The sequence below is a fragment of the Acinetobacter sp. GXMZU3951 genome (genome assembly GCF_054457875.1).
The window spans coordinates 564,866-587,144 of sequence record NZ_JBTLFO010000001.1 but is presented as its reverse complement, the minus strand read 5'-3'; the positions used below and the strand labels follow the sequence as shown (position 1 = coordinate 587,144).

The following is a 22,279-nucleotide window of genomic DNA, read 5'->3' as shown; positions in this document are numbered from 1 at the left end:
ACAGTTCGGTTTTTTTTCACTTAACATTACAGTCATACCAGACAAGTTGCCCGCTATGTTCACATTTATCCTCATCCTCTAGATCGGCTAAAGTGAATAAAATATGAGGATATAAGCGAAAGAGGATGTATTGCATAGAGTTTTGGCAGTCAAAGATTAATTTTTTTAACCTTTTTCTTCAGCCATTAACCAATCAATAATATTCATGACATCACGATTTTCATTATTTTTTCTGACCATGGCGTAAAAATTATAGTCACAATAGGTAAAACCAAAAGGAGCAATCACTCTTCCATTCAAAATTTCTTTTTCTACTAACATTTCAGGTGCTATGGCAATTCCTAACCCAGACACAGCAGCCTCTATCATTAAATTGAGACGATCAAAATAACGATCATTCGCTTTTGGGGAAAAGTTCATTTTGGACTGATCAAACCATGTATGCCATGCATTTTTATTGGAGTGGGTATGAAGTAATGGATAATTTAAGAGCTCATTTTTTGTATGAAGCGGATTTATTTCCCGATTACAAATAGGCCCCATGTTATCGGGAAATAAAAGATATTTATGCGCGAAGTTGGGAAGTGGGTGGTTTTCACTGATGCTATTGATAAATATATCAACCTTCTCTTTTTCCAATAGTTTTAAGTCATTACATGTCATTAATTTGATATGGATATTGGGATAAATAATTTCGATCTTTTCTAATCGGGGAATTAGCCAATTTGCCATAAAACTATGAGAAGCGCCGATCACAACTTCTACCTCAGATGGTTTATTGCTTAACTCAAAGATGCATTGTTCTAATCGATTAAAAAGATGCGTACAAACTAGAGATAATTCTTCTGCATCCGTGGTCAGAGAGATGGTAGCGGAATGCCGAATAAACAATTTTTTATCTAACCATTCTTCTAACTGCTTTATTTGGTGGCTAATCGCACTATGGGTGACACACAATTCTTCCGCAGCTAAGCTGAAACTTTTATTTCTGGCAACTGCTTCAAATGCTTTTAAAGCATTGAGGGGCGGTAATGTTCTACGTTTCATGTTGTAAAATTTTCTAACAGCATAAACTCAAAATATATCAATTATCAGAAAAATGAAAATATTTTAAGATCAAACAAGTTTTAATACAGCAAGAGATATGAGATGGCGAGCCCTTATACAGGTAATGGTCCTGATGACTTGGGATTTTTTGGTAAATTTGGCGGATGTTACATGCCAGAAAGCTTAATGCCAGCACTTCAAGAATTAGCACACGCCTTTAATACTGTTCGGCATAAACCTGAATTTTGGGCTGAATATCAGCAGATTTTAACGGACTTTGTGGGACGTCCTAGTCCGCTTTTTTATGCAAAAAATCTAACAGCTTATGCAGGCGGTGCTCGAATATATCTCAAACGAGAAGACTTGAACCATACGGGTGCGCATAAGATCAATAATTGTGTCGGGCAAATCTTATTGGCCAAATTTATGGGGAAAACCAGAATTATTGCCGAAACGGGTGCTGGACAACATGGTGTTGCAACAGCCACTGTTTGCGCACTGTTTAAGATGAAATGTACCATTTTTATGGGAGAAACAGATATTCAGCGCCAACAAATGAATGTTGAACGCATGAAATTACTCGGTGCTGAAGTCAGAAGTGTTCAACAAGGCCGTGGGACTTTAAAAGATGCGATGAATGAAGCCTTACGTGACTGGATTCGTCATGTGGATACAACCTATTACCTGTTGGGTACGGGTGCAGGCCCTCATCCATATCCCACGATGGTGAGAGAGTTTCAGAAAATTATTGGTCTAGAAGCCAGAAACCAAATCCTGCTCAAAGAAAATAAACTGCCCGATGCCTTGGTTGCTTGCGTGGGTGGAGGGTCAAATGCATTAGGGTTGATGCATCCTTTTCTAGAAGACTTGAATGTCAAAATGTTTGGCGTTGAGGCAGGTGGAAAAGGAACACATAGTGGTGAACATGCCGCCTCTATTTGCAAAGGTCAAGTTGGTGTGCTGCATGGCAATTTAACCTATTTATTACAAGATTCAGATGGGCAGATTTTAGAGGGGCACTCTATATCAGCTGGCTTAGATTATCCTGGTGTTGGTCCTGAGCATGGCCTTCTGTTTGAAACTGGGCGTGTGACATATACGGCGATCACCGATCAAGAGGCAGTAAATGCATTTCAGCTTTTAAGCCAGCAGGAGGGCATTATTCCTGCGCTTGAGAGTTCGCATGCGATTGCGTATGCGATTCAACTGGCTCAAGAAATGCAGCCAGACCAGACCATTATTGTGAATTTAAGTGGCAGAGGTGACAAAGACTTAAACACAGTCAAAAAATATCTTGCAGGAGCGACAGCATGAACCGTCTAGATCAAAAAATAGAGCAATTGAAACTGGAAAATCGAAGTGGTTTGGTCTGTTATTTTACTGCTGGGGATCCTAATTTCGCCGAAAGTTGTCGTCTGTTAAGCCAATTGGGTCAAGCTGGGGCCGACATTATTGAAATTGGCATTCCATTTTCCGATCCTGTGGCAGATGGAGAGATCATTCAGGCAGCACATCTAAGGGCATTAAGGGCAGGTCAAACGGTTAAACAGACCATTGAATTGGTAAAAGCAATCAGGTTGCATGATGACCAGACACCGATAATTTTCATGACTTATTTAAATCCGATGATGCAATATGGGTTCGAAACACTTGTCGCTGAAACAGAAAATCTTATAGACGGAGTGTTGATTTTAGATGCTCCATATGGATATCGAGAAAAATTTGAAGCGCAATTAAATGAAAAAAATATGCATTTCATTGCAATGACAGCACCGACCACTCCAGTTGAAAGGTTAGAGCAAATTTCAGTGCGTGCGACAGGTTTTTTATATCATGTTGCAGAAAATGGCTTAACAGGAGGAGACTTAAATCTGTCTAATCTTGAGAAAAAAATTGCTGAAATCAAACCTATTTTTAATATTCCTGTTGCAATTGGTTTTGGGATCAAAAATGAAAGCCATGTTAAAGCCTTAGCCAATCAAGTAGATTTGATTGTTATCGGTTCTGCACTTGTCGATACTTTTTTTAAGAAGGGAATGAACGCGACTTTAGAAAAAATCACAGTTTTTTCGCAGATACTTAGAGGAAATAAATAATAGCCTGTTTCTTTCATCAGTATTTTTTAAAGTGAATTTAATAACCACCAGAGGTTAAAAACCTTCTCCCGTAAGGGAGAGGGAACGTTTGATCTGGATTTTTTACTGAAAGTGATCGCTTTTTAAAAATCACTATTATCATATAGATGCGACATACGTTTTTGCTTGGTTTCTAGATAATTTTTATTGAAAATATTTAAACCCACTTTTAACGGAATGCGTTCAATCACATTAATTCCTAAATCAGTTAAAGATTTAATTTTAAGCGGGTTATTTGTAATGAGTTTTACATTTTTTATTTTTAAATAATCTAACATAATGGAACACATGTCATATTTACGAGCATCTGCTGGTAAATTTAATAATAAATTTGCATCAAGAGTATCATGACCTTGGTCTTGAAGGGCGTAGGCACGAATTTTATTGGTTAGTCCTATGCCACGGCCTTCTTGGCGTAGGTATAAAATGACACCTTGGCCTGCATCATTGATCATTTTCATGGTGGCGTGTAATTGTGGACCACAATCACATTTGAGTGAAGCAAAAGCGTCACCTGTTAAGCATTCTGAATGAATTCTAACAAGTACAGGTTGATCAGAAATAGTAGGCATGCCTTTTACAAGAGCAATATGTTCTTCACCCGTACTTTGATCCTGAAATGCTATAATTTCAAAATCACCAAAAGCGGTAGGTAACTTTGATTTGGAAACAAATTCTATAGCCACGGAAGAACCCACCTATATGTTGGTATTGGATAAAATATGTTTAAGCAACCTTGAAAGTATTCGTGCACTTTTGAAGTTTTAAAGTGCTGAGTTTCACTTTTAATTCAAGCATATGTCTTAGATAGTGAATTTTATGTGAAATATTTTTTGAGAATACACATATTTTTTTTATAGATTGATTATATCTATCAGGGAAAAAACGAAGCTTATGTTGATCGTTTAGTGATTCAATACACTAAATCTGATGTGGGTCAAAATTGGGAAAATTTGATCCAGAAGAGTTAATAGATAGGCTACAAATCATGGCATTCCCAAATACAGTGTCTAAGAACGCATAGCCTAAAACAAAACAGCACCCTCTATTCGATTCTCATGGTGTTTCATTATGGATTGATCCAAATGAAAACCAATATTCGCTTGCTCAAGATTTTCATGCTTTATTAAGCCTGAATCAAATATAAGTAATGGGCTTGAAACAGAGGAGGCGTAGAGCCATAAGTTGAGTTATTTTACAAGCTTACAGCCGGAGTTCTTTTGTTTCTTGCATCATAGAGCTTATGACCAAGTCTGCTGTATCCTTGAGATTTCTTTTTTAAATCTAAATTCATCATACTTTGCAAATCAGCTCAATGTACTTTCCCAAATCTACCCATCGATAACCAATCAGGCTCTGCTGTTTTTCGTTTCAAAAATTATTGACGTGGAATGCGTACTGTTAAAGCGACCCATAACGCTGCAATCAATTGCAAGGCACCGATCACCAAAAAGCCAATACTAAAGTTCCCAGTTAACTGACTAAACTTGCCAATCAAAACTGGAGCAAAGAAACCGCCCAGATTTCCGATTGATGCAATCACGCCAATACCTATGGCTGCTGCCACAGGCGTTAACATTCGAGTCGGGATGGTCCAACTTAATGGTGCGCCAGCTAAAATCCCGATGTGGGCAATACTAAAACCGATCACTAAGCCGACGACACTGCCTAACTGACTCACAATGACGAGATATCCAATAGCAATCAATGTAAAGCAAGCCGTTAAATGCCAGCGACGCTCCTGAGTTCGATCCGAATGTCGACAGATTAGAAGCATGGCAATTACGCCTAGTAAATTGGGTATAGCGACTAATAAGCCAATTTTAGCATTGGATTCTATTCCAGCTTGGCTAAATAGGGTGGGCATCCAAAACGATATACCATAGCCTCCACAGACCAATAAGAAATAGATCCAAGCACTGCTCCAAGTCCAGAAGTTCAGCAGCGCAGCTCTCATTGAGGCTTTCGGGCGTTGTTGATCGCCTAAACTGGCTTTAAGCACCTGTTTTTCGCGTGAACTGAGCCAATTCGCATCCTCAGGTCTGTCGGTCAGTAAAAAATAAATACCAGCAGCAATAATTAAGCATGGCAATCCCGTGGTAATCATCAACCATTGCCAGCCCGCTAGACCCGCATAACCATCCAAATACTCGATAATTGCTCCACAAATTGGCCCTCCAATCACACCAGAAACAGCCAGTCCAGCCATAAATAGCGCCATAATTCGGCCACGATGCGAGGCTGGAAACCAATACGTCATGAATAGTACCACGCCTGGAAAAAAGCCTGCTTCTGCAAAACCAATAAAGAATCGAATTAAATAAAACTCTTGTGGTGTTGTAACCCAGGCTAAGCTTAAGGTGGCACCTCCCCAAGCAAGCATGATCATCGGCACCCAACGCCGAGCTCCCATGCGTTCCAAAATCATGTTGCTGGGAACTTCGAAAAAGAAGTAGCCAATGAAAAACATCCCTGCACCGATACCGTATGCCACATCATTGAGCCCCAGTGCCTGACTCATCTGTAGCTTGGCAAAAGAAATATTGATTCGATCAATGAAGTTAATCAGATAAGCTAAAAATAGGATAGGAATCAGCCGCCAAGCGACTTTCCGTACAATGTCATCAATTTCCTCAGATAGAATGTCGGGGACGCTTGTGCCACTGAGCGGTTTAGTGGTAACTATTTCATTCATTTTATTGTTCTCTTGAGTATTACTGCTTGGCACTCCATATGCCAAATTCAGTAATTTTTCCTTGTAGATACACGGACCTCGGAGTTTCTGAACCCCAAGGTCTGTGTGCCACTTACTCATATGTTGTGTTTTGAAATTAGCTTTTGTAACTCGGATCTAATCGATCCAGTTTACGTAGTAATGCTGGCCAAGCAATTTCGGCCCCCATACCACTGGTCGCCGCCTTAAACACTTGATCTAGGCCTTGTCGTATCGTAGGGTTAACCTCAATCAATTCGCCACCAGCTTGCGCATCAATTTGAATCCGGCAGGTATTTTCGAAGGTATACATTTTCAAGAAAGCATCGGCGACACTTCGTCCGACGACTAACAGGCCATGATTACGAAGCATGAGATAATCTGCAGTGCCCAAATCGGCTTGCAAGCGCAGTTTTTCATCTTCACGAATCGCAACGCCTTCATAATCGTGGTAAGCCAACGAATCGAGAACAAAAATAGACTGTTGGCTAATCGGTAGAACCCCACATTTTTGCGCACTCACGGCCACGCCACTGCGGGTGTGGGTGTGCAATACGCAAGCTGCATCTTCTCGGGCAGCATGAATGGCGCTATGAATTGTGAAACCAGCTGGGGTGACAGGAAATGGAGAGTCACTTAACTTGTTGCATTCGGCATCCACTCTAATCAAATTAGAAGCGGTAATCTCTTCGAATAACAAACCATAAGGATTAAGTAAGAACTGTTCGGGTTCACCTTTCGCGGTAGGCAACCGCACACTGATGTGAGTAAACACCAAGTCCGTCCAGCCATACAATGCCGTGAGTCGATAGAGTGCAGCAAGTTCTACCCGCAGCTTCCACTCAGCATCGCTAACTTTGCCTTGCAATGATTCGATTTGCATAATTTTCTCAGCCTATACTTTGTCAGCTTGTGTCATATCCATATGCTCTAAGGCAGCTTTATACAAAGTGTTTTTAGGTTTAGAGAAAACCTTACGCAGCATCGGTTCAAAAAATTCCAGCGGAAGGATTTCACCCTGAGGATCGAATGCAGGATTATCGTATAAATCGACAAATTCACGCGTGCGTTCATAGTACTGATGCTCTGCGAACATATCGCGCATATTGCGATCCATACCAATAAAATGGAAAAAGTTATTGCCCTGAAAAACGCCATGATTTTGAATCATCCAATGATTCGCTTCACTGACAAAAGGCTTAAGAATAGCCGCTGCAACTTCAGGGTGATTGAACGAACCCAAGGTATCACCAATATCATGCAGCAAAGCGCAGACCACATATTCCTCATCACGGCCATCGAGATAAGCGAAAGTTGCAGTCTGTAAACAATGGCTCATTCGATCAATAGGGAAACCCGCATAATCCCCCTTTAATAGCTGAAGATGCGCCATAATACGGTCAGGCAATTCTTTACTAAAAGGGCGGAATTCAGCCGCAATAATATCCCAGTCTGCTTGGGTTCCTTGATCCATCCGTGTGAAGCTAGCATGTTTGCTCATTATTCGTTTTCCTTACTCAAATATTTTTTTCATCCAACAGCGAGGCAAGAAAATTGCTCCTTAGTAATCAGAAACTGATTGATTCTCCCTGTTGACAACACGCTATCAGTCTCATAAATTCATGTCTAATGCATTATTTACAGGGATCTTATGCATTGAAAGCATCAATCAACCTGAAACAATTGCAACATTTAGCCTTGCTGGCTGAAGAGTTAAATTTTTCGAGAGCTGCCGAACGCGCCAATCTTTCGCAAACGGCTTTTAGCCGAAGTATCCAAGCCCTTGAAACGGAATTTGGCTTACGCTTATTCGATAGAGACACGCGATCTGTACGCCCAACCCCGGCAGGTCGATATTTAATTGCCAGAGCGGTGAGCCTGTTGGGCAGGGCACGCGATTTAGCCGATGATATTTACTACTTATCTCAGGCTGAACGGGGAGAGTTAAATTTTGGGATTAGCTTACTCGCAATCGATGGGCCACTGCGCCGTGCTTTGATTGATCTGAAGCAACAATGCCCGCACTTGAAACTCCACATAGAAGCCAGTCAAACACCGAACCTGCAAACCCATTTAGAGCAGGAGCGGATCGAGTTTTTTGTTGCCTACCCAGGCGAACTGCAAGAGGATGATCGCTTTGAACTCACGTGGCTTCCTGCTGAACCCGTGTCCATGTATTGTCGACCTGAACACCCCTTATTACAGCAAAATACGCCTCCTGCACCCACACAAATTCCGTCTTATCCATGGTCGGCTGTTACGATTGATAAATCGCTCTCACCCCGTCTACGTTCCATACTCGGGATGAAGCCCAATCAAGCCCTTCCGATTGGACTGACCTGTGATAATTTGCAAATCTTGCATGACCTTACTCTGAATAGCGATAACATTCTGTTTACTTGGAAATCATGGATAGAGAGCGATAGTAAACTTGTTGATCTGGCTACTGTATTGCAACCCGAGTTACCGACACAGTCGATGCATATTGAATATGCTATTGTGCAATTGGCGGAGCGTTCACTTTCACCGCCCGCACAGCGTTTGGTGAACTTGATTTTGCAGCATGCAGAGATAGCGTGAAATACCACGGATTGTTGAAGAGTCAGTTTTATTGAGCTCATGTTTTACTGTAAAAAATCACGACATGCTGCCTAAAATGAGAGAAACAGCAGTTTGCTGACTGCTTGGTAACGCAGCGGCAAGGCTTAAACCGAAGCGGTTAAGCCTTATTCTCGCCTGCATAACGCGTCTGTTGCATCCGCTTATCACGGCTTGTTGTGTCTGGTGGTATAGCTTTATTTATCGCGTATTTTTACTCATCCGAGCCAGTAAAATGACAGGGATGATGCCAACCAATACAATCAATAACGCTGCGATCGCGCCATCTTCATAGGTACCTCGTGAAGCTTCTGCATAGAGCTGTGTGGCTAAGGTTTCCATATTTAATGGTCTTAGCAGCAGGGTGGCAGGCAGTTCTTTCATACAGTCGACAAAAATCAATAATGCAGCCGAGATGATTGCAGGGCGTAATAGGGGCAAATGAACGCGCCATAAAATTCCCAGTTTATTCTGTCCTAGGTTTCGTGCAGCATCATCGAGCACACCATGGATTCGGTTATAGCCAGACTCAATGCCACCAATCGAAATCGCTAAAAAGCGCACAGCATAGGCATAGATTAAAGTAAAACTGGTACCTAAAAACAGTAACCCTGTCGAAATTCCAAGTCTGAATTCTAGAAAATCTGCGACGGCATGATCAATGACACCGAGGGAAAGCATTAGCCCGATTGCAAGGACCGTACCCGGAACGGCATAGCCTAAACTTGAAATTCGGCTAAACCAAGTATTGCCACTAAATCGTGCTGAGCTGACAATAAAGAACCCGATCAGAATGGTCACGAATGTCGCAATACTGGCTAAGATCAGGGTATTGATTGAAGATTCTAATAAATAGTCGGACAAACCCGCGTATTGAAACCGTTTATAAGACTCCAGCAACAAATGGCTGAAGGGAATCAGGAATCCGATACAGACGGGAATGAGCCCCAGTCCGAATAAAGTCAGAGCTTTGCTTCCCGTTACAACCTGAGCCGGCATCAGTCTACTGCGTTGAGCCGAGTTCATATAACGCTGTTTACGCCGTCCCAATCGTTCAATGAAGACCAAAAAGCTAATAATCATCAGCATAAAAATTGCAATCTGCGCTGCACCAGCCAAATCAGATTGGTTCATCCAAGTGGAATAAATGGATAAGGTCAGCGTTTTAATGCCAAGAAACTCGGTTGCACCGATGTCATTAATGGTTTCCATTAAGACCAGACTGGTGCCAACCGCAATGGCTGGTCGAGCAAGCGGGATGGCGACTCTTAAAAAGACTTGATTGGGTTTCAGGCCCAAGCTACGCGCGACTTCAATCAGACTTGCTGATTGCATTAAAAACATGGCGCGGGTGCTTAAATAGATATAAGGATAAAGCACGAAACTTAATAGAAAAATTCCGCCCCAGACCGAACGGATATTCGGAAACCATAGCTGTTGCATGTCCAAGCCTAGCTGGTCTCGCAACAGACTTTGCACTGGGCCTATGGGATGCAGAATATCAATATAACTATAGGCAATAATGTATGTGGGGACGGCAAGCGGTAACAGCAGGGCCCAGTCTAGAAAAGCTCGACCACGAAACTGATAGGCGGTCACAATCCATGCACTGCCCGTACCAATCAGGATGGTCAATACACCAACCCCGACAAGCAGTAGGCCCGTTTCGACTAGCGTAGGGGGAATGACATATTGAATCAGATGCTGCCAAATCTCACTATTACCTTGCAGCGCGGTCCATACTAAAGCAAGGACAGGTAAACAGGCGAGTAGCGTCAATAGTCCACTGAGTGAAAATAAAGAACGATATGCAAATTTCTTGTTGGGCATTGAAGGTAAAAGTCTAATGAGAGATGGAAATAAATCTGATCGTATAGGGAACAAGATCACTCCCTATACGACAAGCGAGACTTAATGATTGAACTGTACCTTATCAACCAAACGATTGGCCGCTTTGCGGTGTTGGGCAATGTCACTTAAGCGGATCGTATCGACTTTCAGCTTGCCAAAGCTGGCAATAATCGGATCAATTTTAACTCCCGGTTTCACAGGATATTCAAAATCACTTTTCGCATACATGGCTTGAGCATGATCGGATGCTAGGAATTCGAGGAGCTGGACAGCTTCTTTACGGTTCGGTGCATATTTAGAGACCACAGCCCCTGAAACATTGACGTGCGTGCCGCCATTTTTAAATTGCGGTAAAACGACATTAATCGCATTGCCCCAACGCTTTTGCTCTGCATCCCCTGTGCGCATGGTGCCAACATAATAGGTGTTTGCTACCCCAATATCACAAATCTTACCGAGAATATCTCGTGCCACGTCGCGATCACCACCGCTCGCTGGACGGGCTAAATTTGCTTTCACACCCCGTAACCATTTTTCCGTTTCTTTTTCGCCATGATGGGCAATATAAGCAGCAATTAAACCAGTGTTGTATGGATGACTGCCTGAGCGGATACAGATTTTGCCTTTCCATTTAGGATTTGCCAGATCTTCATAGGAAATCGCCGTCAGCGGGACACGATCTTTGGACACATAAACTGCACGTGCACGCATGGAGAGGGCATACCAATGTCCATTTGCAGCACGTAAGTTGGCTGGAATAGAACGGTTTAAAACTTTTGAGTCGACGCGTTGGGTCAAGCCACTTTCGACCAGATCCACCAAGTTTCCGAAATCCACCGTGAGCATTACATCGGCCGGGGAGCGTGAGCCTTCAACTTTTACGCGTTCAAGTAAACCGTCTTTGATAAAGACAGTATTCACTTTCACCCCTGTTTTCTGACTAAAATCTTTTAACAGAGGCTGAATCAAAGCCGGTTCCCGAGTGGTATACAGGTTGACTTCAGCTGCATGTACCCAGCTTCCACTGAAGGCGGCCAGACCAGTTAAAAGAAGATGAATTTTCGATAGTGATTTCATTTCTTATTTCCTACAGAGTTTAAATCTGAACGTCGTGTTCAAGTTGAGAGGTATGAGTTACGCCAGAATGCTCATCGGGCGCAAAGAAAAAACATGCGGCTAAATTTACGGACACATAGACAATTTCATGTTCAGAATATTGCTGTAGGTGATCCACTTGAGCCAATAAAGTAATAGGTTCAGAAACCAGTTGCAGATCTAATTGAGAGGCATGTCCCATAAAGCTGGAGGACATGACTTTGCAGGCAACTGCACCTGCCATGGGTTCTCGACTCACCCGAACCTGATGCGGGCGGAAATAGCAGGAAATCGACGGTTCAGCCTCAGTCAGGTTGGCTGGGGCTGCGGTGTGACCGAAAAGGGTGGTGATTTGATCGCCCACGCGCTGAGCCGGTATTTCATTCAATGCTGAAAAATAACGTGCGGCAAACAGGGTGGCGGGCTGAAAATACAGCTGCTTTGGTGTGCCAATCTGAAGAATTTGTCCTTGATGCATGAGGATAATTTGATCTGCAATCTGTAAGGCTTCTTCAGGATCATGCGTGACAATCACGGCGGTAGATGCTGTCTGTTTTAAAAGTTCGATGGTGCTTTTACGGATCTGATCACGTAAGCGATGATCTAAATTAGAAAAAGGTTCATCCATCAGTAACACATGAGGGTTAGGGGCTAATGCACGCGCCAAGGCAATCCGCTGTTGTTCTCCCCCCGATAAAGTATAAGGATAACTCAGGCGATGATGATGCATAGAGACCAGTTTTAAGGCTTGATCGACAATTTCTTGTTGTTGATTTTTATTGAATTTTTTTAGACCAAACTTCACATTTTCAAGCACGTTGAGGTGCGGAAACAAAGCATAATCCTGAAAAACCAGACCAATATGACGGGCTTCGGCAGGGAGATGCTGTTCTTCATTCCAGAGAATGGTTTGTTCCAGTTGAATAGTACCGCTCGTAGGCGTTTCCAGACCAGCAATCAAACGTAGCATGGTTGTTTTACCACAACCTGAATGACCCAGTAAGCAAGTGATTTGGCCACGTGTTGCTGACCATGTCGCTTCATGAACAGCAAAACGTGAGCCGAATTTTTTGCTTAGCTGATTGATGATTAAGACTTTGGCTGAATGTTCTGCGTTGGCATTCATATCGAATTCACGGAGCGATTGGTTGCGTCAAATAATAACTGATAATCTTTCTTATGTAGAGTGTTTTTATCATTTGGGGCATGGGTGGGACGAGCAAATTTCTGACAAGTTGCTAGCGCATAGCATAAGCTACTGTTGTCTAAAAAAAGATTAGACCATCGTTATTTCTACGCGAGATGCAAGTCCATCAGGATCAAGCATTTAAAATAAAAAAATTGTTGTTTTTATTTCGTTCGTCTCAAGCAGTGCCATCACAAATCGGGAGGGTTTCGCTATACACTGCAAGAAAAGAACGTCATTTGCATCACTGGGTTTGATATCGCTTCAATCTATGCCTAGTATGCAGCTGCACATCTTTGGGTTTGAACTCAAGTTTTTCAGTGCTTTGAAATTTCAATTCGGCATGCTCGCGCTATTGATCATGACCTTATTTTGAATAATTGGGGGATGATGATGGATATGCCTAAGTAGGGGAAGACATGGAATTAAAGCAGCTCAAGTATTTAGTGACCATTGTTGAATCTGGCAGTTTGGGGAAGGCTGCTCAAAAGCTAGATGTCGGTACCTCGGCTTTAAGCCAGCAAATTGCTAAACTTGAAGATGAACTGTGTACACGTTTATTAAGCCGCTCTTCTACTGGCGTGGTGCCCACGCCGTCAGGATTAGCTTTTTTCAAACAGGCGCAACTGGTGCTCAGGCATACGCAATATGCCATTGAAGCCGCACATTCTTCTCGTTTAACAGGTCATGTGTGCGTCGGATTTTCTCCAAGTATTGCTTCGGTCTTGGGCGTGCCTTTAATGAAATTAATGTCAAAACGTTATCCTGAGATTAAGGTACATCTGGTTGAAAGTCTGTCTGGGAATCTGGCAGCCATGGTCAATTCGCGCCAACTGGATATTGCCATTATTTTTACCCAAGATGTTGATCCACACTGGTCTGTCCAGCCTTTGCTGAAAGAACCGATGTTTCTGATGGCACATGCCGACCTACTGCAGCAGCATGGTTTTGCAGACTGTATTCACAACAAACAGATTGAATTTGAAAAAGTGAATCAGCTGCCTTTGGCTTTACCCAGTCAACATCATGGTTTACGTAAGTTCTTAGAGCAAAAAGTTGAACTTTTAAATGTTGAGTTTGAAATAGATGGTCTGCATTTGCTGATGAACTGCGTGCGTCAACTGAAAATGGCGACCATTCAGCCGGGCAGTGCCTATTTTGAGTACTTAAGATCAGATCTGTGCTTCCTCAAAATCATCTCTCCAGAGCTGAATCGAATGAATTATTTGATCAGTATTGCAGAGGAAGAGCTATCACCAGCCAGCCTTGCCACCAAAGTGGCCATCAAGACTTGCATTAAAGACTTAATAAATAAAGATTTATGGCCTAGTGTTGAGCTCTTAGACTATTAGCCTATTTAGTTTTAGTAAAGACCCATTTAAATCCTCAGCATCACGATGACTGCCTCTTTTGAGTTTTAATTGCTCTAAATTCGAGAGGGAGAAATCGAATGCATGATGTAATAGTGATTGGCGGTGGGAATGCTGCATTGTGTGCAGCGATCACTGCTCGCGAGGCAGGGGCGTCCGTATTACTCGTCGAAGCAGCGCCAAAAGAATGGCGCGGGGGAAATTCACAGCACACACGTAACTTGCGCTGTATGCACGATGCTCCGCAAGATGTGTTGGTGGATGCATATTCAGAAGAAGAATACTGGCAAGACTTACTCAAAGTCACTGCGGGTAAAACCAATGAACATTTAGCGCGTCTGGTGATTCGAACTACAGCGAATTGCCGTGACTGGATGCGTCAGCACGGAGTGAACTTTCAGCCGCCTTTATCGGGTGCTCTCCATGTTGCGCGAACCAATGCTTTCTTCATGGGCGGAGGCAAGGCGCTGGTCAATGCCTATTTCAGAAGCGCGCAAAATCTTGGGGTTGAAATCCGTTATAACACCAAGATTACCGAATTGATGATTGAAGATGGCAAATTCATTGCCGCCATTGCCGCAGATGGCACTCGTTTTGAAGGTGCATCTTGTGTCCTAGCCGCAGGCGGCTTTGAATCTAATCGTGAATGGTTAAAACAAGCTTGGGGTCAAAACGCAAATGGTGAATGGCCCGCGGATAACTTCATTATTCGTGGCACTCGGTTTAATCAAGGCAATTTACTGAAATTCATGATGGATAAAGGGGCCGATATTATTGGTGATCCGTCGCAGTCACATTGTGTGGCAGTGGATGCCCGTGCTCCTTTGTATGATGGCGGTATTTGTACCCGTATTGACTGCGTGTCTTTAGGTATTGTGGTCAATAAAAATGCTGAGCGCTTTTATGATGAGGGTGAAGATTTCTGGCCCAAACGTTATGCCATTTGGGGACGTTTGGTCGCACAGCAGCCAAATCAAATTGCTTATTCAATTATCGATTCAAAATCGGTGGGTAAATTTATGCCACCAGTTTTTGAGGGGACGCAAGCTAACAGCATTGAAGAACTCGCCCAAAAGTTAAATTTAGATGTGGCGACCTTATCCAAAACGGTAAGGGACTATAACCATGCTTGTGTAGCAGGTGAGTTTAACCACACGGTACTGGACAATTGTCATACCGAAAATTTAAGCCCAGCCAAAACACATTGGGCCGTTCCACTCGATCAACCCCCTTATTATGCCTATGCCTTAAGACCCGGAATTACTTTTACCTATTTAGGTCTGAAAGTTGAAGATGATGCGGCCGTCCGTTTTAACGATGTCGCAAGTCCAAATTTATATGTGGCAGGTGAAATGATGGCAGGAAATGTACTCGGTCAGGGCTATACCGCGGGTGTGGGGATGTCGATAGGCACCACCTTTGGACGTATTGCCGGTAAGAATGCTGCAGCAGCGGCATTGAAGCAGGGAGCTTTAATATGAACTCCAATGTCAAAAGTTTAATTCCTGTAGTGCAATTGACTGAAAATGAGCAGCAAGTGAAGCAAGCCTTACAGATTTGTAATGCCTGCCGGTACTGTGAAACTTTCTGTGCGGTGTTTCCAGCCATGACCAAGCGTTTGGAATTCACGCAGGCCGACATTCACTATATGGCCAACTTATGCCACAACTGCGGGGCATGTTTACATGCTTGCCAATATGCACCGCCACATGAATTTGGCGTGAATATTCCACAAGCGATGGCTCAAGTGCGCTTGGAAACCTATCAGCAGTTTGCTGTGCCTGCCTCTTTTGGCGCCATTTATAAAAAAACCGGTATTGCTCTGGTCTCGGGCATGACCCTGAGCTTCTTCCTGCTCATGTTGGCTGGGGTATGGCTCAATGGCACTAACCTATTTGCTCAATACCAAGGTGATTTTTATGCGATTTTCCCGCATAACTTTTTAGCAGTTTTATTTGGTTCAGTCTTTATCACGGCCATTGTGCTGCTAGGTTTGGGAGTAGCGAAGTTTTGGAAGCAAACTTCAACCATTATTCCAGAAGGTGTGGCACAGCCAGACATTTTGCAAGCCTCTAAAAATGTCTTGACCCTGAAATATCTCGATGGAGGACACGGTAAAGGCTGTAATGAAGAAGATGACCGTTATACCCAAATTCGTCGCATGTTTCACCATTGCACCATGTACGGATTCTTATTGTGTTTCTTGGCCACAACTGTCGCGACCTTCTATCACTACTTCCTTGCTCTAGAAGCACCGTATGCCTATACCAGTTTGCCTGTCATTTTAGGCACTTTAGGGGGGATTGGCTTGATTGTTGGACCATTAGGTCTGCTCTACCTGAATATCAAACGCCATCCACTGCATGGTGATGCCGAACAAAAGCCAATGGATCGCGGTTTTATCTTCTTATTGCTGTTAATCAGTGTTACGGGGCTCGCACTACTGGCCTTCCGTGACAGTTCTGCAATGGCACTCTTACTGATCATACATTTGGCGACGGTCATGACCTTCTTCTTGACCATCCCTTTTGGCAAGTTTGCCCATGGTTTTTACCGCAGTGCAGCATTACTGAAGTTTGCAGTGGAAGAGCGGATGGCAAAGCATAAGCGCAAAGCAAAATAAGATTTTTAACCCGGATCGCACCATGGAGGGCGATGAGGGTTAAGGGTAAAAAACTCGAAAGAGATGAATAGAGTAAAGGCGTTATAAGGATGTATTTGAAATGAAAAATTTAAAATTACTCGCATTAGCATGTGTTGGATTGAGCATGGCGGGCTGTGGTTCAGGCAATGCTTCTAAAGCGGCTGGTGAGCCTAAACGTCCAGAGTGTATCGCCCCAGCCAAGCCTGGTGGTGGTTTTGACATGACTTGTAAACTGATCCAGTCTGGTTTTAAACAAACAGAACAGCTCAAAGACCCAATTCGTGTCACCTATATGCCTGGAGGGGTGGGGGCTGTTGCCTATAATAAGATTGTAAACAATGATCCCGCGAACAATGATGCCGTAGTTGCATTTTCGACGGGGTCACTCTTGAACTTGGCACAAGGAAAATTTGGGCACTTCAGTGAAAAAGATGTGAAATGGTTGTCTGGGGTCGCCGTGGATTATGGTTTGGTTTCGGTACATAAAGACTCACCACTGAAAAACCTTGATGACCTCATGAAAGCCCTCCGAGAAAACCCTAAAGCGATTAGCTTTGGTGGTGCAGGAAGTGTCGGTGGTCAAGACTGGATGCAAACTGCAATGTTGGCAAAAAAAGCCGGCATTAGTCCTACCGACTTGAGATTTGTTGCACTTGAAGGTGGAGGTGAGGTTCTGACTTCATTGTTGGGGCAGCATATTCAAGTTGGTGTCGGCAATGTCAGTGAAGTCGGCTCACACTTAGAATCTGGTGATATTCGTGTTTTGGCTGTATTTGCTGACAAACGCTTAGATGGGAAGTTCTCACAGCTACGTACTGCCAAAGAGCAGGGCTATGACATTGAATGGCCAGTCATTCGTGGTTTCTATATGGGGCCAAAAGTTAGTGATGAAGCCTATGGCTGGTGGAAAAATGCCTTCGATAAAATGATGGCTGACCAAAAATATGAAGCAATACGTAACAACCAAGATCTGCTCCCATTTCAGATGACAGGTGAAGAACTGACGGCTTATGTATATAAGCAGACCGAAGAAATGCGCAAATTGTCGCAAGAATATAAATTATCAAAATAGCAAATGGACTGAGTTGAGAAACTATTGCTCAACTCAGTTTTTGTTTTGAGGATAGATGATGAAATCTGAACGGATTCTTACCGCCATTATTGCAGTGTGTGGATTATTTTTGCTGATCTATGCAAGCAATTTTGAAGCGCCAATTTCCTACGATCCAGTGGGACCTAAAGCCTTTCCGATTCTATTAATGGGCTTAATTACAGCGAGTGCCGTATATCTGACAGTCCGCCCAGCCATTATGTTTGAACCGGTGGAGTTGCATTGGACTAAACATCTGCTTGGTAAGTTAGTGTTGTGTACGGTCGCTTTAACTCTGTATGCATTAATTTTTGAATGGCTAGGCTTTATTGTGGCCACGCTGTTGATGACGGTTGCAGTGGGCAAACTTTTCCATGGCAAAACCGTACCAGTTTTGGTTACAGGCTTGGTGCTGAGCATTAGTACCTATTATATGTTTGACCGTTTCTTGGATGTGCCATTACCACTTGGATTTTTTGGTTAAGGATGACCTGATATGGACGTATTAAGTTTTTTAATGACAGGTTTCGAGGTTGCCTTACAACCGCAGAATCTCCTAATTGCCTTTATTGGTGCATTTATTGGAACAATTGTTGGTTTATTGCCAGGTTTAGGTCCTATTAATGGTGTGGCAATTTTATTGCCTTTTGCCTATGCCTTAGGTCTACCAGTCGATAGTGCATTAATTTTATTGGCAGCAGTCTATTTGGGTTGTGAGTATGGCGGACGTATTTCAGCGATTCTCTTAAACGTACCTGGGGATGCTGGGGCCATTATGACCACCTTAGACGGTTATCCATTGGCACAGCAAGGCAAGGCGGGTATTGCACTGTCTTTATCTTCGGTCAGCTCCTTTATTGGCAGTACGATCGCTTTTATTGGTATTGTCTTGTTTGCTCCAATCTTGGCGAAATGGGCAATCGCGTTTGGTCCAGCTGAATATTTTGCCTTAATGGTGTTTGCAATTGTTTGTTTAACCGGTTTGGTCAGTACGCAACCCTTTAAAACTCTGATTATGGCTTTAATGGGCTTGGCTCTTTCGACTGTGGGAATGGATGCCATTACCGGTGTTTATCGCTTTACCTTTAACAGTGTGGGCTTAAGTGACGGAATTGCCTTTACTACTTTGGTCATCGGATTATTTAGTGTAAGTGAAATCTTATTACTGCTTGAACGAACCACGATTGGTAAAGTCGCGATGGAGCAGGGCAAACGTTCACTATTTAACCTAAAAGAATTGCTCAGTTCATTGGCGACCATTATTCGTGGTGCATTGATTGGTTTCTTCTCAGGAATTTTACCTGGTGCAGGTGCAACCGTTGCAAGTGCCATGGCTTATACCACTGAACGTAAGATGGCAAGTGACAATAGTAAGTTCGGTAAAGGTGATCTGCGAGGTCTTGCTGCACCTGAAAGTGCCAATAACGCAGCAGCGTGTGGTTCATTTGTCCCGATGTTGACTTTGGGGGTGCCAGGTTCAGGTACAACTGCGGTCATGATGGGCGCTTTGCTCATGTACAACATTACTCCAGGTCCTCAATTATTTGCTCAGGAACCCGTATTGGTGTGGTCGCTGATTGCCTCGTTGATGGTCGGTAACATTATTCTGCTGGTATTGAACTTGCCATTGGTAGGCTTCTTTGCCCGCATGCTAAGTATTCCTAATTATATTCTGATTCCAATTATTGCCAGTGTCAGCTTTGTTGGGGTGTACGCCATTCACACCAATATCTTTGACTTGCTGCTCTGCATAGGCTTGGGCGTGTTTGGATATATTCTAAGAAAATTTGATTTCCCATTGGCACCGTTAATTCTTGGCTTTGTTCTTGGACAGTTGATGGAATCTAATTTACGTCGTGCCTTGTCTATTTCTCAAGGCGAACTCAACATTTTGTGGAGCAGTAACATCAGTATGGGGCTCTGGATCATGTCGGGATTGTTACTGATCTTGCCAATCGTACGTAAATACTTGTACATCAAAAAACAAACAGCTTAACAGGACGGCAATAATGGTCGGCATCTGTTGACGATTATTGCTGAAAATTATGAACACAATCAGCTCAAATCTCAAAGGATTGGTCATCGCCCTGCTGGGAGCCATATTCGCCCATTATGTGCATATGCCTTTACCATGGCTACTGGGGCCGTTATTGACGGCCTTGTTGCTTGGTAGTGTTGGGCATCCACTGGCTTGTGATCCGCGCTGGCGACGTGTAGGACAGATCATTATTGGTATGGCCTTAGGGCTTTACTTTACCCCCGCACTGGTACAAGCCGTGGCTGCGTATTGGGGCTTTATCCTGCTTGGCATGGCATGGTCACTTTTACTGGGGACTATGCTGGCGGTTTTGCAATATCGAATCAATGCTCTGGATTGGGCGACCGCATGGTTTTCTTCAGCCATTGGCAGTGCCAGTGAGATGGTGAATATTGCAGAACGGCACCACGCACAGGTCGATAAAGTCGTTGCTGCACATAGTTTGAGAATTGTGATTCTGGTGGTGTTGGTGCCAGTGTTTATGCATTTTTATTTTCAAGTCGAATGGTCTGGTTTGCCGCTACAAGATAGCGAGCGATTTGGTCTTTTTCAGGTGCTGCTGCTGTTTGGACTGGCTGTGTTTTTTGGGAAGGTATTTGAATTTTTTAATCTGCTGAATGCTTGGATTCTAGGCCCACTGACCATTATTGGACTGTTGTCATTTTGCGAGATACTTCAACTGAGATTTCCAGAATGGTTAATTGCTTTGGGACAAGTCTGTATTGGTTGGTCATTGGGTAGCAAATTCCCGTTTAGTTTTTTAAAAAACAACAAAAAATTTATAGGGGTGACTTTGCTCTTCAATGTGTTGGCGTTGCTGTTATCAATCAGCTTTGCCTTGTTACTGGTGAATTTAAGCCATACCGAAAAGCAAATTTTGATTTTAGGTCTTTCTCCAGGCGGGATCGCAGAAATGTCACTCATGGCCAAAGCTTTAGGACTCACAGTGCCGATTGTTGTGGCCTTTCAGCTTTCCAGATTAATTTTTGTCATTCTCACCACGCACTTTTTTTATCAACGCAGTCTTCAACTGTTTTTCAGATCAGAAAACAAGACCTTTTAAGCAACTGAAGCAGCTCATTCAGGGGGAACGTGTACCTACAATTTGTGTAAATGGACGAACAACACGGTTTTTTTAAATAAAATACATGGAATGCAAAATGAAATTTAATTCACCTAAGATGGTTCTCATCGCAAGCTTGACCACAATCAGTGCTTTTACCCATGCCAATCAGCCCAGTGAAATTGAACAGTTACGCGCGGAAGTGAATGAACTTCGACAACTGCTTCAGGCGCAGCAAGCGAAATCAGTTCCGAACCTGACCGCCACACCAGTTGCAGCAAGCAGTGTTGTTCAGCCCATCGAAAAAAATACGCCAGCGCGATCAAAAGGGCAAACACCATCGGGGAGCGAGGTAAGTTTGTATGGATTTGTTCGGGCGGATGTTGCATACCAGATTGAAGGTGCCAAAGGTATGTTTAACCGGATTAATAGTGTGGTCTTAGAAGGCGATCCCGGGAAAAAAGCCACGGAAGATCGCTTGGATAGCACCATCAATGCCACACGCATTGGTCTAGATTTTACTACCCCTTTAGCTGAGCATGCATTAAAAGGAAAAATTGAAATAGATTTTCGGGGTGGAGAAAATAAGGATACGGCACGTCTTCGTCATGTTTATTTAAATTATGACCGCTGGTTGGTGGGTCAGACCACCTCTAGTTTTCTTTCCACTGAAACTGCACCCGAAATGCTCGATTCAAATACTGCACTAGGGGGCGGTACCACGCGTAATCCAATGGTGCGCTATTCCCAACCCGTTAATGCCCTCACCACGTATTTTTTAAGTTTAGAAAAAGGCAATGACGATAACCGTCTGCCATTACTGGCGGGTAAATTGAAGCATGAATTTGCCGCAGGTAAAGGGGTAATGACGGCACGTGGTTTAATTCAAGAAGTCCGCCTACGCAGTGAAAATGATGCAACAGAACTGGGGTGGGGCGCTGCGCTAGGACTGCGTTATAAAATCACGCCATCTTTATTATTCAATAGCAACTATTCACATGTGGCTGGAGACAACAAATTATTACTGGCAAGTTCCGATAATCGACGCTATATCCAGAATGGAGATGATCTTGAATTAATTGATTTTGATGCCTTTCAAATGGGTCTTACCTATCAATTTAATCCAAAGCTGAGAAGCACGCTTGGCTATGGTGCATTGATCTATGCGGATAAAGACTATATTACGAAAGATGCCAATGAGAAGTTACAACAGGGCTGGGTCAATATGATGTTCAAACCCAATAAGCCGCTCACTTTCGGACTGGAATATGTCTATGGGGAGCGTCATACCGTGAATGATCGGTTAGGGAAAGATAATCGTATAGAAATGATGGCGAAATACGAATTCTAGATCATGCAATAAGGTATAGCAGATATTCACTTTCCTGATTTTCTGTGTGCTCAACTCAATCTAACTATCAGCTCAAGTCTTGTTTTACCTTTAGCATG

Annotated in this window: 18 protein-coding genes and 1 pseudogene; 11 read left to right on the top strand and 8 right to left on the bottom strand. The window is 43.2% G+C overall.

The window, feature by feature from the left end; all coding sequences use genetic code 11:
- Positions 1-165: 165 nt before the first annotated feature.
- On the bottom strand, positions 166-1,047 hold the full coding sequence (locus ACX17N_RS02715) for a LysR family transcriptional regulator (RefSeq protein ID WP_458891021.1): 882 nt from the start codon (positions 1,045-1,047) through the stop codon (positions 166-168).
- 102 nt (positions 1,048-1,149) lie between these two features.
- Here ACX17N_RS02715 and trpB point away from each other — a divergent pair, with 102 nt between their 5' ends.
- Together trpB and trpA are read left to right on the top strand one after the other, a co-directional pair.
- The gene (trpB, locus tag ACX17N_RS02710; RefSeq protein ID WP_458891020.1) at positions 1,150-2,361 is read left to right on the top strand and encodes a tryptophan synthase subunit beta; all 1,212 of its coding nucleotides are present in this window, start codon (positions 1,150-1,152) and stop codon (positions 2,359-2,361) included.
- Complete coding sequence (gene trpA, locus ACX17N_RS02705; protein ID WP_458891019.1) at positions 2,358-3,143, top strand: tryptophan synthase subunit alpha; 786 nt, start codon at positions 2,358-2,360, stop codon at positions 3,141-3,143. The genes trpB and trpA overlap by 4 nt, the downstream gene beginning before the upstream one ends.
- 122 nt (positions 3,144-3,265) lie before the next feature.
- On the opposite strand, the gene ribA is transcribed toward trpA, so the two are convergent.
- The 4 genes from ribA to ACX17N_RS02685 all read right to left on the bottom strand — a co-directional run bounded on the left by ribA (position 3,266) and on the right by ACX17N_RS02685 (position 7,396).
- Positions 3,266-3,868: a GTP cyclohydrolase II gene (gene ribA, locus ACX17N_RS02700; RefSeq protein ID WP_458891018.1), complete on the bottom strand. Its 603-nt coding sequence runs from the start codon at positions 3,866-3,868 to the stop codon at positions 3,266-3,268.
- Positions 3,869-4,560: 692 nt separating this feature from the next.
- Entirely contained in the window at positions 4,561-5,877 is a 1,317-nt protein-coding gene (locus tag ACX17N_RS02695) for an MFS transporter (protein WP_458891017.1), read from the bottom strand.
- A gap of 136 nt (positions 5,878-6,013) precedes the next feature.
- Positions 6,014-6,778, bottom strand: a complete 765-nt coding sequence (locus ACX17N_RS02690) for a class II aldolase/adducin family protein (protein ID WP_458891016.1) — start codon at positions 6,776-6,778, stop codon at positions 6,014-6,016.
- 12 nt (positions 6,779-6,790) lie between these two features.
- Entirely contained in the window at positions 6,791-7,396 is a 606-nt protein-coding gene (locus ACX17N_RS02685; RefSeq protein WP_458891015.1) for an HD domain-containing protein, read from the bottom strand.
- 155 nt (positions 7,397-7,551) lie between these two features.
- Between ACX17N_RS02685 and ACX17N_RS02680 the strand changes: the two genes are divergently transcribed.
- Positions 7,552-8,475 (top strand): LysR family transcriptional regulator, encoded by a 924-nt coding sequence (locus tag ACX17N_RS02680; protein WP_458891014.1) that lies wholly within the window; start codon positions 7,552-7,554, stop codon positions 8,473-8,475.
- Between the two features lie 219 nt (positions 8,476-8,694).
- Here ACX17N_RS02680 and ACX17N_RS02675 read toward each other — a convergent pair whose 3' ends face one another.
- The 3 genes from ACX17N_RS02675 to ACX17N_RS02665 all read right to left on the bottom strand — a co-directional run bounded on the left by ACX17N_RS02675 (position 8,695) and on the right by ACX17N_RS02665 (position 12,565).
- The gene (locus ACX17N_RS02675) at positions 8,695-10,323 is read right to left on the bottom strand and encodes an ABC transporter permease (protein WP_458891013.1); all 1,629 of its coding nucleotides are present in this window, start codon (positions 10,321-10,323) and stop codon (positions 8,695-8,697) included.
- An 81-nt stretch (positions 10,324-10,404) separates the two neighbouring features.
- The gene (locus ACX17N_RS02670; RefSeq protein WP_458891012.1) at positions 10,405-11,421 is read right to left on the bottom strand and encodes a Fe(3+) ABC transporter substrate-binding protein; all 1,017 of its coding nucleotides are present in this window, start codon (positions 11,419-11,421) and stop codon (positions 10,405-10,407) included.
- A gap of 19 nt (positions 11,422-11,440) precedes the next feature.
- Entirely contained in the window at positions 11,441-12,565 is a 1,125-nt protein-coding gene (locus ACX17N_RS02665; protein WP_458891011.1) for an ABC transporter ATP-binding protein, read from the bottom strand.
- 479 nt (positions 12,566-13,044) lie between these two features.
- Between ACX17N_RS02665 and ACX17N_RS02660 the strand changes: the two genes are divergently transcribed.
- The 8 genes and pseudogenes from ACX17N_RS02660 (at position 13,045) to ACX17N_RS02625 (ending at position 22,181) form a co-directional block, all read left to right on the top strand.
- A complete protein-coding gene (locus ACX17N_RS02660) occupies positions 13,045-13,977 on the top strand; it encodes a LysR family transcriptional regulator (RefSeq protein ID WP_458891010.1) in 933 nt (310 codons plus the stop codon).
- A gap of 98 nt (positions 13,978-14,075) precedes the next feature.
- Positions 14,076-15,476 (top strand): FAD-dependent tricarballylate dehydrogenase TcuA, encoded by a 1,401-nt coding sequence (gene tcuA / locus ACX17N_RS02655; RefSeq protein WP_458891009.1) that lies wholly within the window; start codon positions 14,076-14,078, stop codon positions 15,474-15,476.
- Positions 15,473-16,618 carry a tricarballylate utilization 4Fe-4S protein TcuB gene (gene tcuB / locus ACX17N_RS02650; protein ID WP_458891008.1) on the top strand — a complete coding sequence of 382 codons (1,146 nt, stop codon included), beginning with the start codon at positions 15,473-15,475 and terminating at the stop codon, positions 16,616-16,618. The genes tcuA and tcuB overlap by 4 nt, the downstream gene beginning before the upstream one ends.
- Before the next feature lie 63 nt (positions 16,619-16,681).
- Positions 16,682-17,711, top strand: a pseudogene (locus tag ACX17N_RS02645) (Bug family tripartite tricarboxylate transporter substrate binding protein).
- 55 nt (positions 17,712-17,766) lie between these two features.
- Positions 17,767-18,213: a tripartite tricarboxylate transporter TctB family protein gene (locus ACX17N_RS02640; RefSeq protein ID WP_458891007.1), complete on the top strand. Its 447-nt coding sequence runs from the start codon at positions 17,767-17,769 to the stop codon at positions 18,211-18,213.
- 12 nt (positions 18,214-18,225) lie between these two features.
- Positions 18,226-19,725, top strand: coding sequence for a tripartite tricarboxylate transporter permease (locus tag ACX17N_RS02635; protein ID WP_458891006.1), 1,500 nt, complete (start codon positions 18,226-18,228; stop codon positions 19,723-19,725).
- A 49-nt stretch (positions 19,726-19,774) separates the two neighbouring features.
- Positions 19,775-20,830 carry an AbrB family transcriptional regulator gene (locus tag ACX17N_RS02630; protein ID WP_458891005.1) on the top strand — a complete coding sequence of 352 codons (1,056 nt, stop codon included), beginning with the start codon at positions 19,775-19,777 and terminating at the stop codon, positions 20,828-20,830.
- Positions 20,831-20,927: 97 nt separating this feature from the next.
- Positions 20,928-22,181, top strand: coding sequence for a DcaP family trimeric outer membrane transporter (locus ACX17N_RS02625; RefSeq protein ID WP_458891004.1), 1,254 nt, complete (start codon positions 20,928-20,930; stop codon positions 22,179-22,181).
- Positions 22,182-22,279 lie beyond the last annotated feature (98 nt).

Bases quoted from the DNA above. Each gene is read 5' to 3' on its own strand.
- ACX17N_RS02715 (WP_458891021.1), bottom strand. From the start codon at position 1,047: ATGAAACGTAGAACATTACCGCCCCTCAATGCTTTAAAAGCATTTGAA.
- trpB (WP_458891020.1), top strand. From the start codon at position 1,150: ATGGCGAGCCCTTATACAGGTAATGGTCCTGATGACTTGGGATTTTTT.
- trpA (WP_458891019.1), top strand. From the start codon at position 2,358: ATGAACCGTCTAGATCAAAAAATAGAGCAATTGAAACTGGAAAATCGA.
- ACX17N_RS02695 (WP_458891017.1), bottom strand. From the start codon at position 5,877: ATGAATGAAATAGTTACCACTAAACCGCTCAGTGGCACAAGCGTCCCC.
- ACX17N_RS02690 (WP_458891016.1), bottom strand. From the start codon at position 6,778: ATGCAAATCGAATCATTGCAAGGCAAAGTTAGCGATGCTGAGTGGAAG.
- ACX17N_RS02685 (WP_458891015.1), bottom strand. From the start codon at position 7,396: ATGAGCAAACATGCTAGCTTCACACGGATGGATCAAGGAACCCAAGCA.
- ACX17N_RS02675 (WP_458891013.1), bottom strand. From the start codon at position 10,323: ATGCCCAACAAGAAATTTGCATATCGTTCTTTATTTTCACTCAGTGGA.
- ACX17N_RS02670 (WP_458891012.1), bottom strand. From the start codon at position 11,421: ATGAAATCACTATCGAAAATTCATCTTCTTTTAACTGGTCTGGCCGCC.
- ACX17N_RS02665 (WP_458891011.1), bottom strand. From the start codon at position 12,565: ATGAATGCCAACGCAGAACATTCAGCCAAAGTCTTAATCATCAATCAG.
- ACX17N_RS02660 (WP_458891010.1), top strand. From the start codon at position 13,045: ATGGAATTAAAGCAGCTCAAGTATTTAGTGACCATTGTTGAATCTGGC.
- tcuA (WP_458891009.1), top strand. From the start codon at position 14,076: ATGCATGATGTAATAGTGATTGGCGGTGGGAATGCTGCATTGTGTGCA.
- tcuB (WP_458891008.1), top strand. From the start codon at position 15,473: ATGAACTCCAATGTCAAAAGTTTAATTCCTGTAGTGCAATTGACTGAA.
- ACX17N_RS02640 (WP_458891007.1), top strand. From the start codon at position 17,767: ATGATGAAATCTGAACGGATTCTTACCGCCATTATTGCAGTGTGTGGA.
- ACX17N_RS02635 (WP_458891006.1), top strand. From the start codon at position 18,226: ATGGACGTATTAAGTTTTTTAATGACAGGTTTCGAGGTTGCCTTACAA.
- ACX17N_RS02630 (WP_458891005.1), top strand. From the start codon at position 19,775: ATGAACACAATCAGCTCAAATCTCAAAGGATTGGTCATCGCCCTGCTG.
- ACX17N_RS02625 (WP_458891004.1), top strand. From the start codon at position 20,928: ATGAAATTTAATTCACCTAAGATGGTTCTCATCGCAAGCTTGACCACA.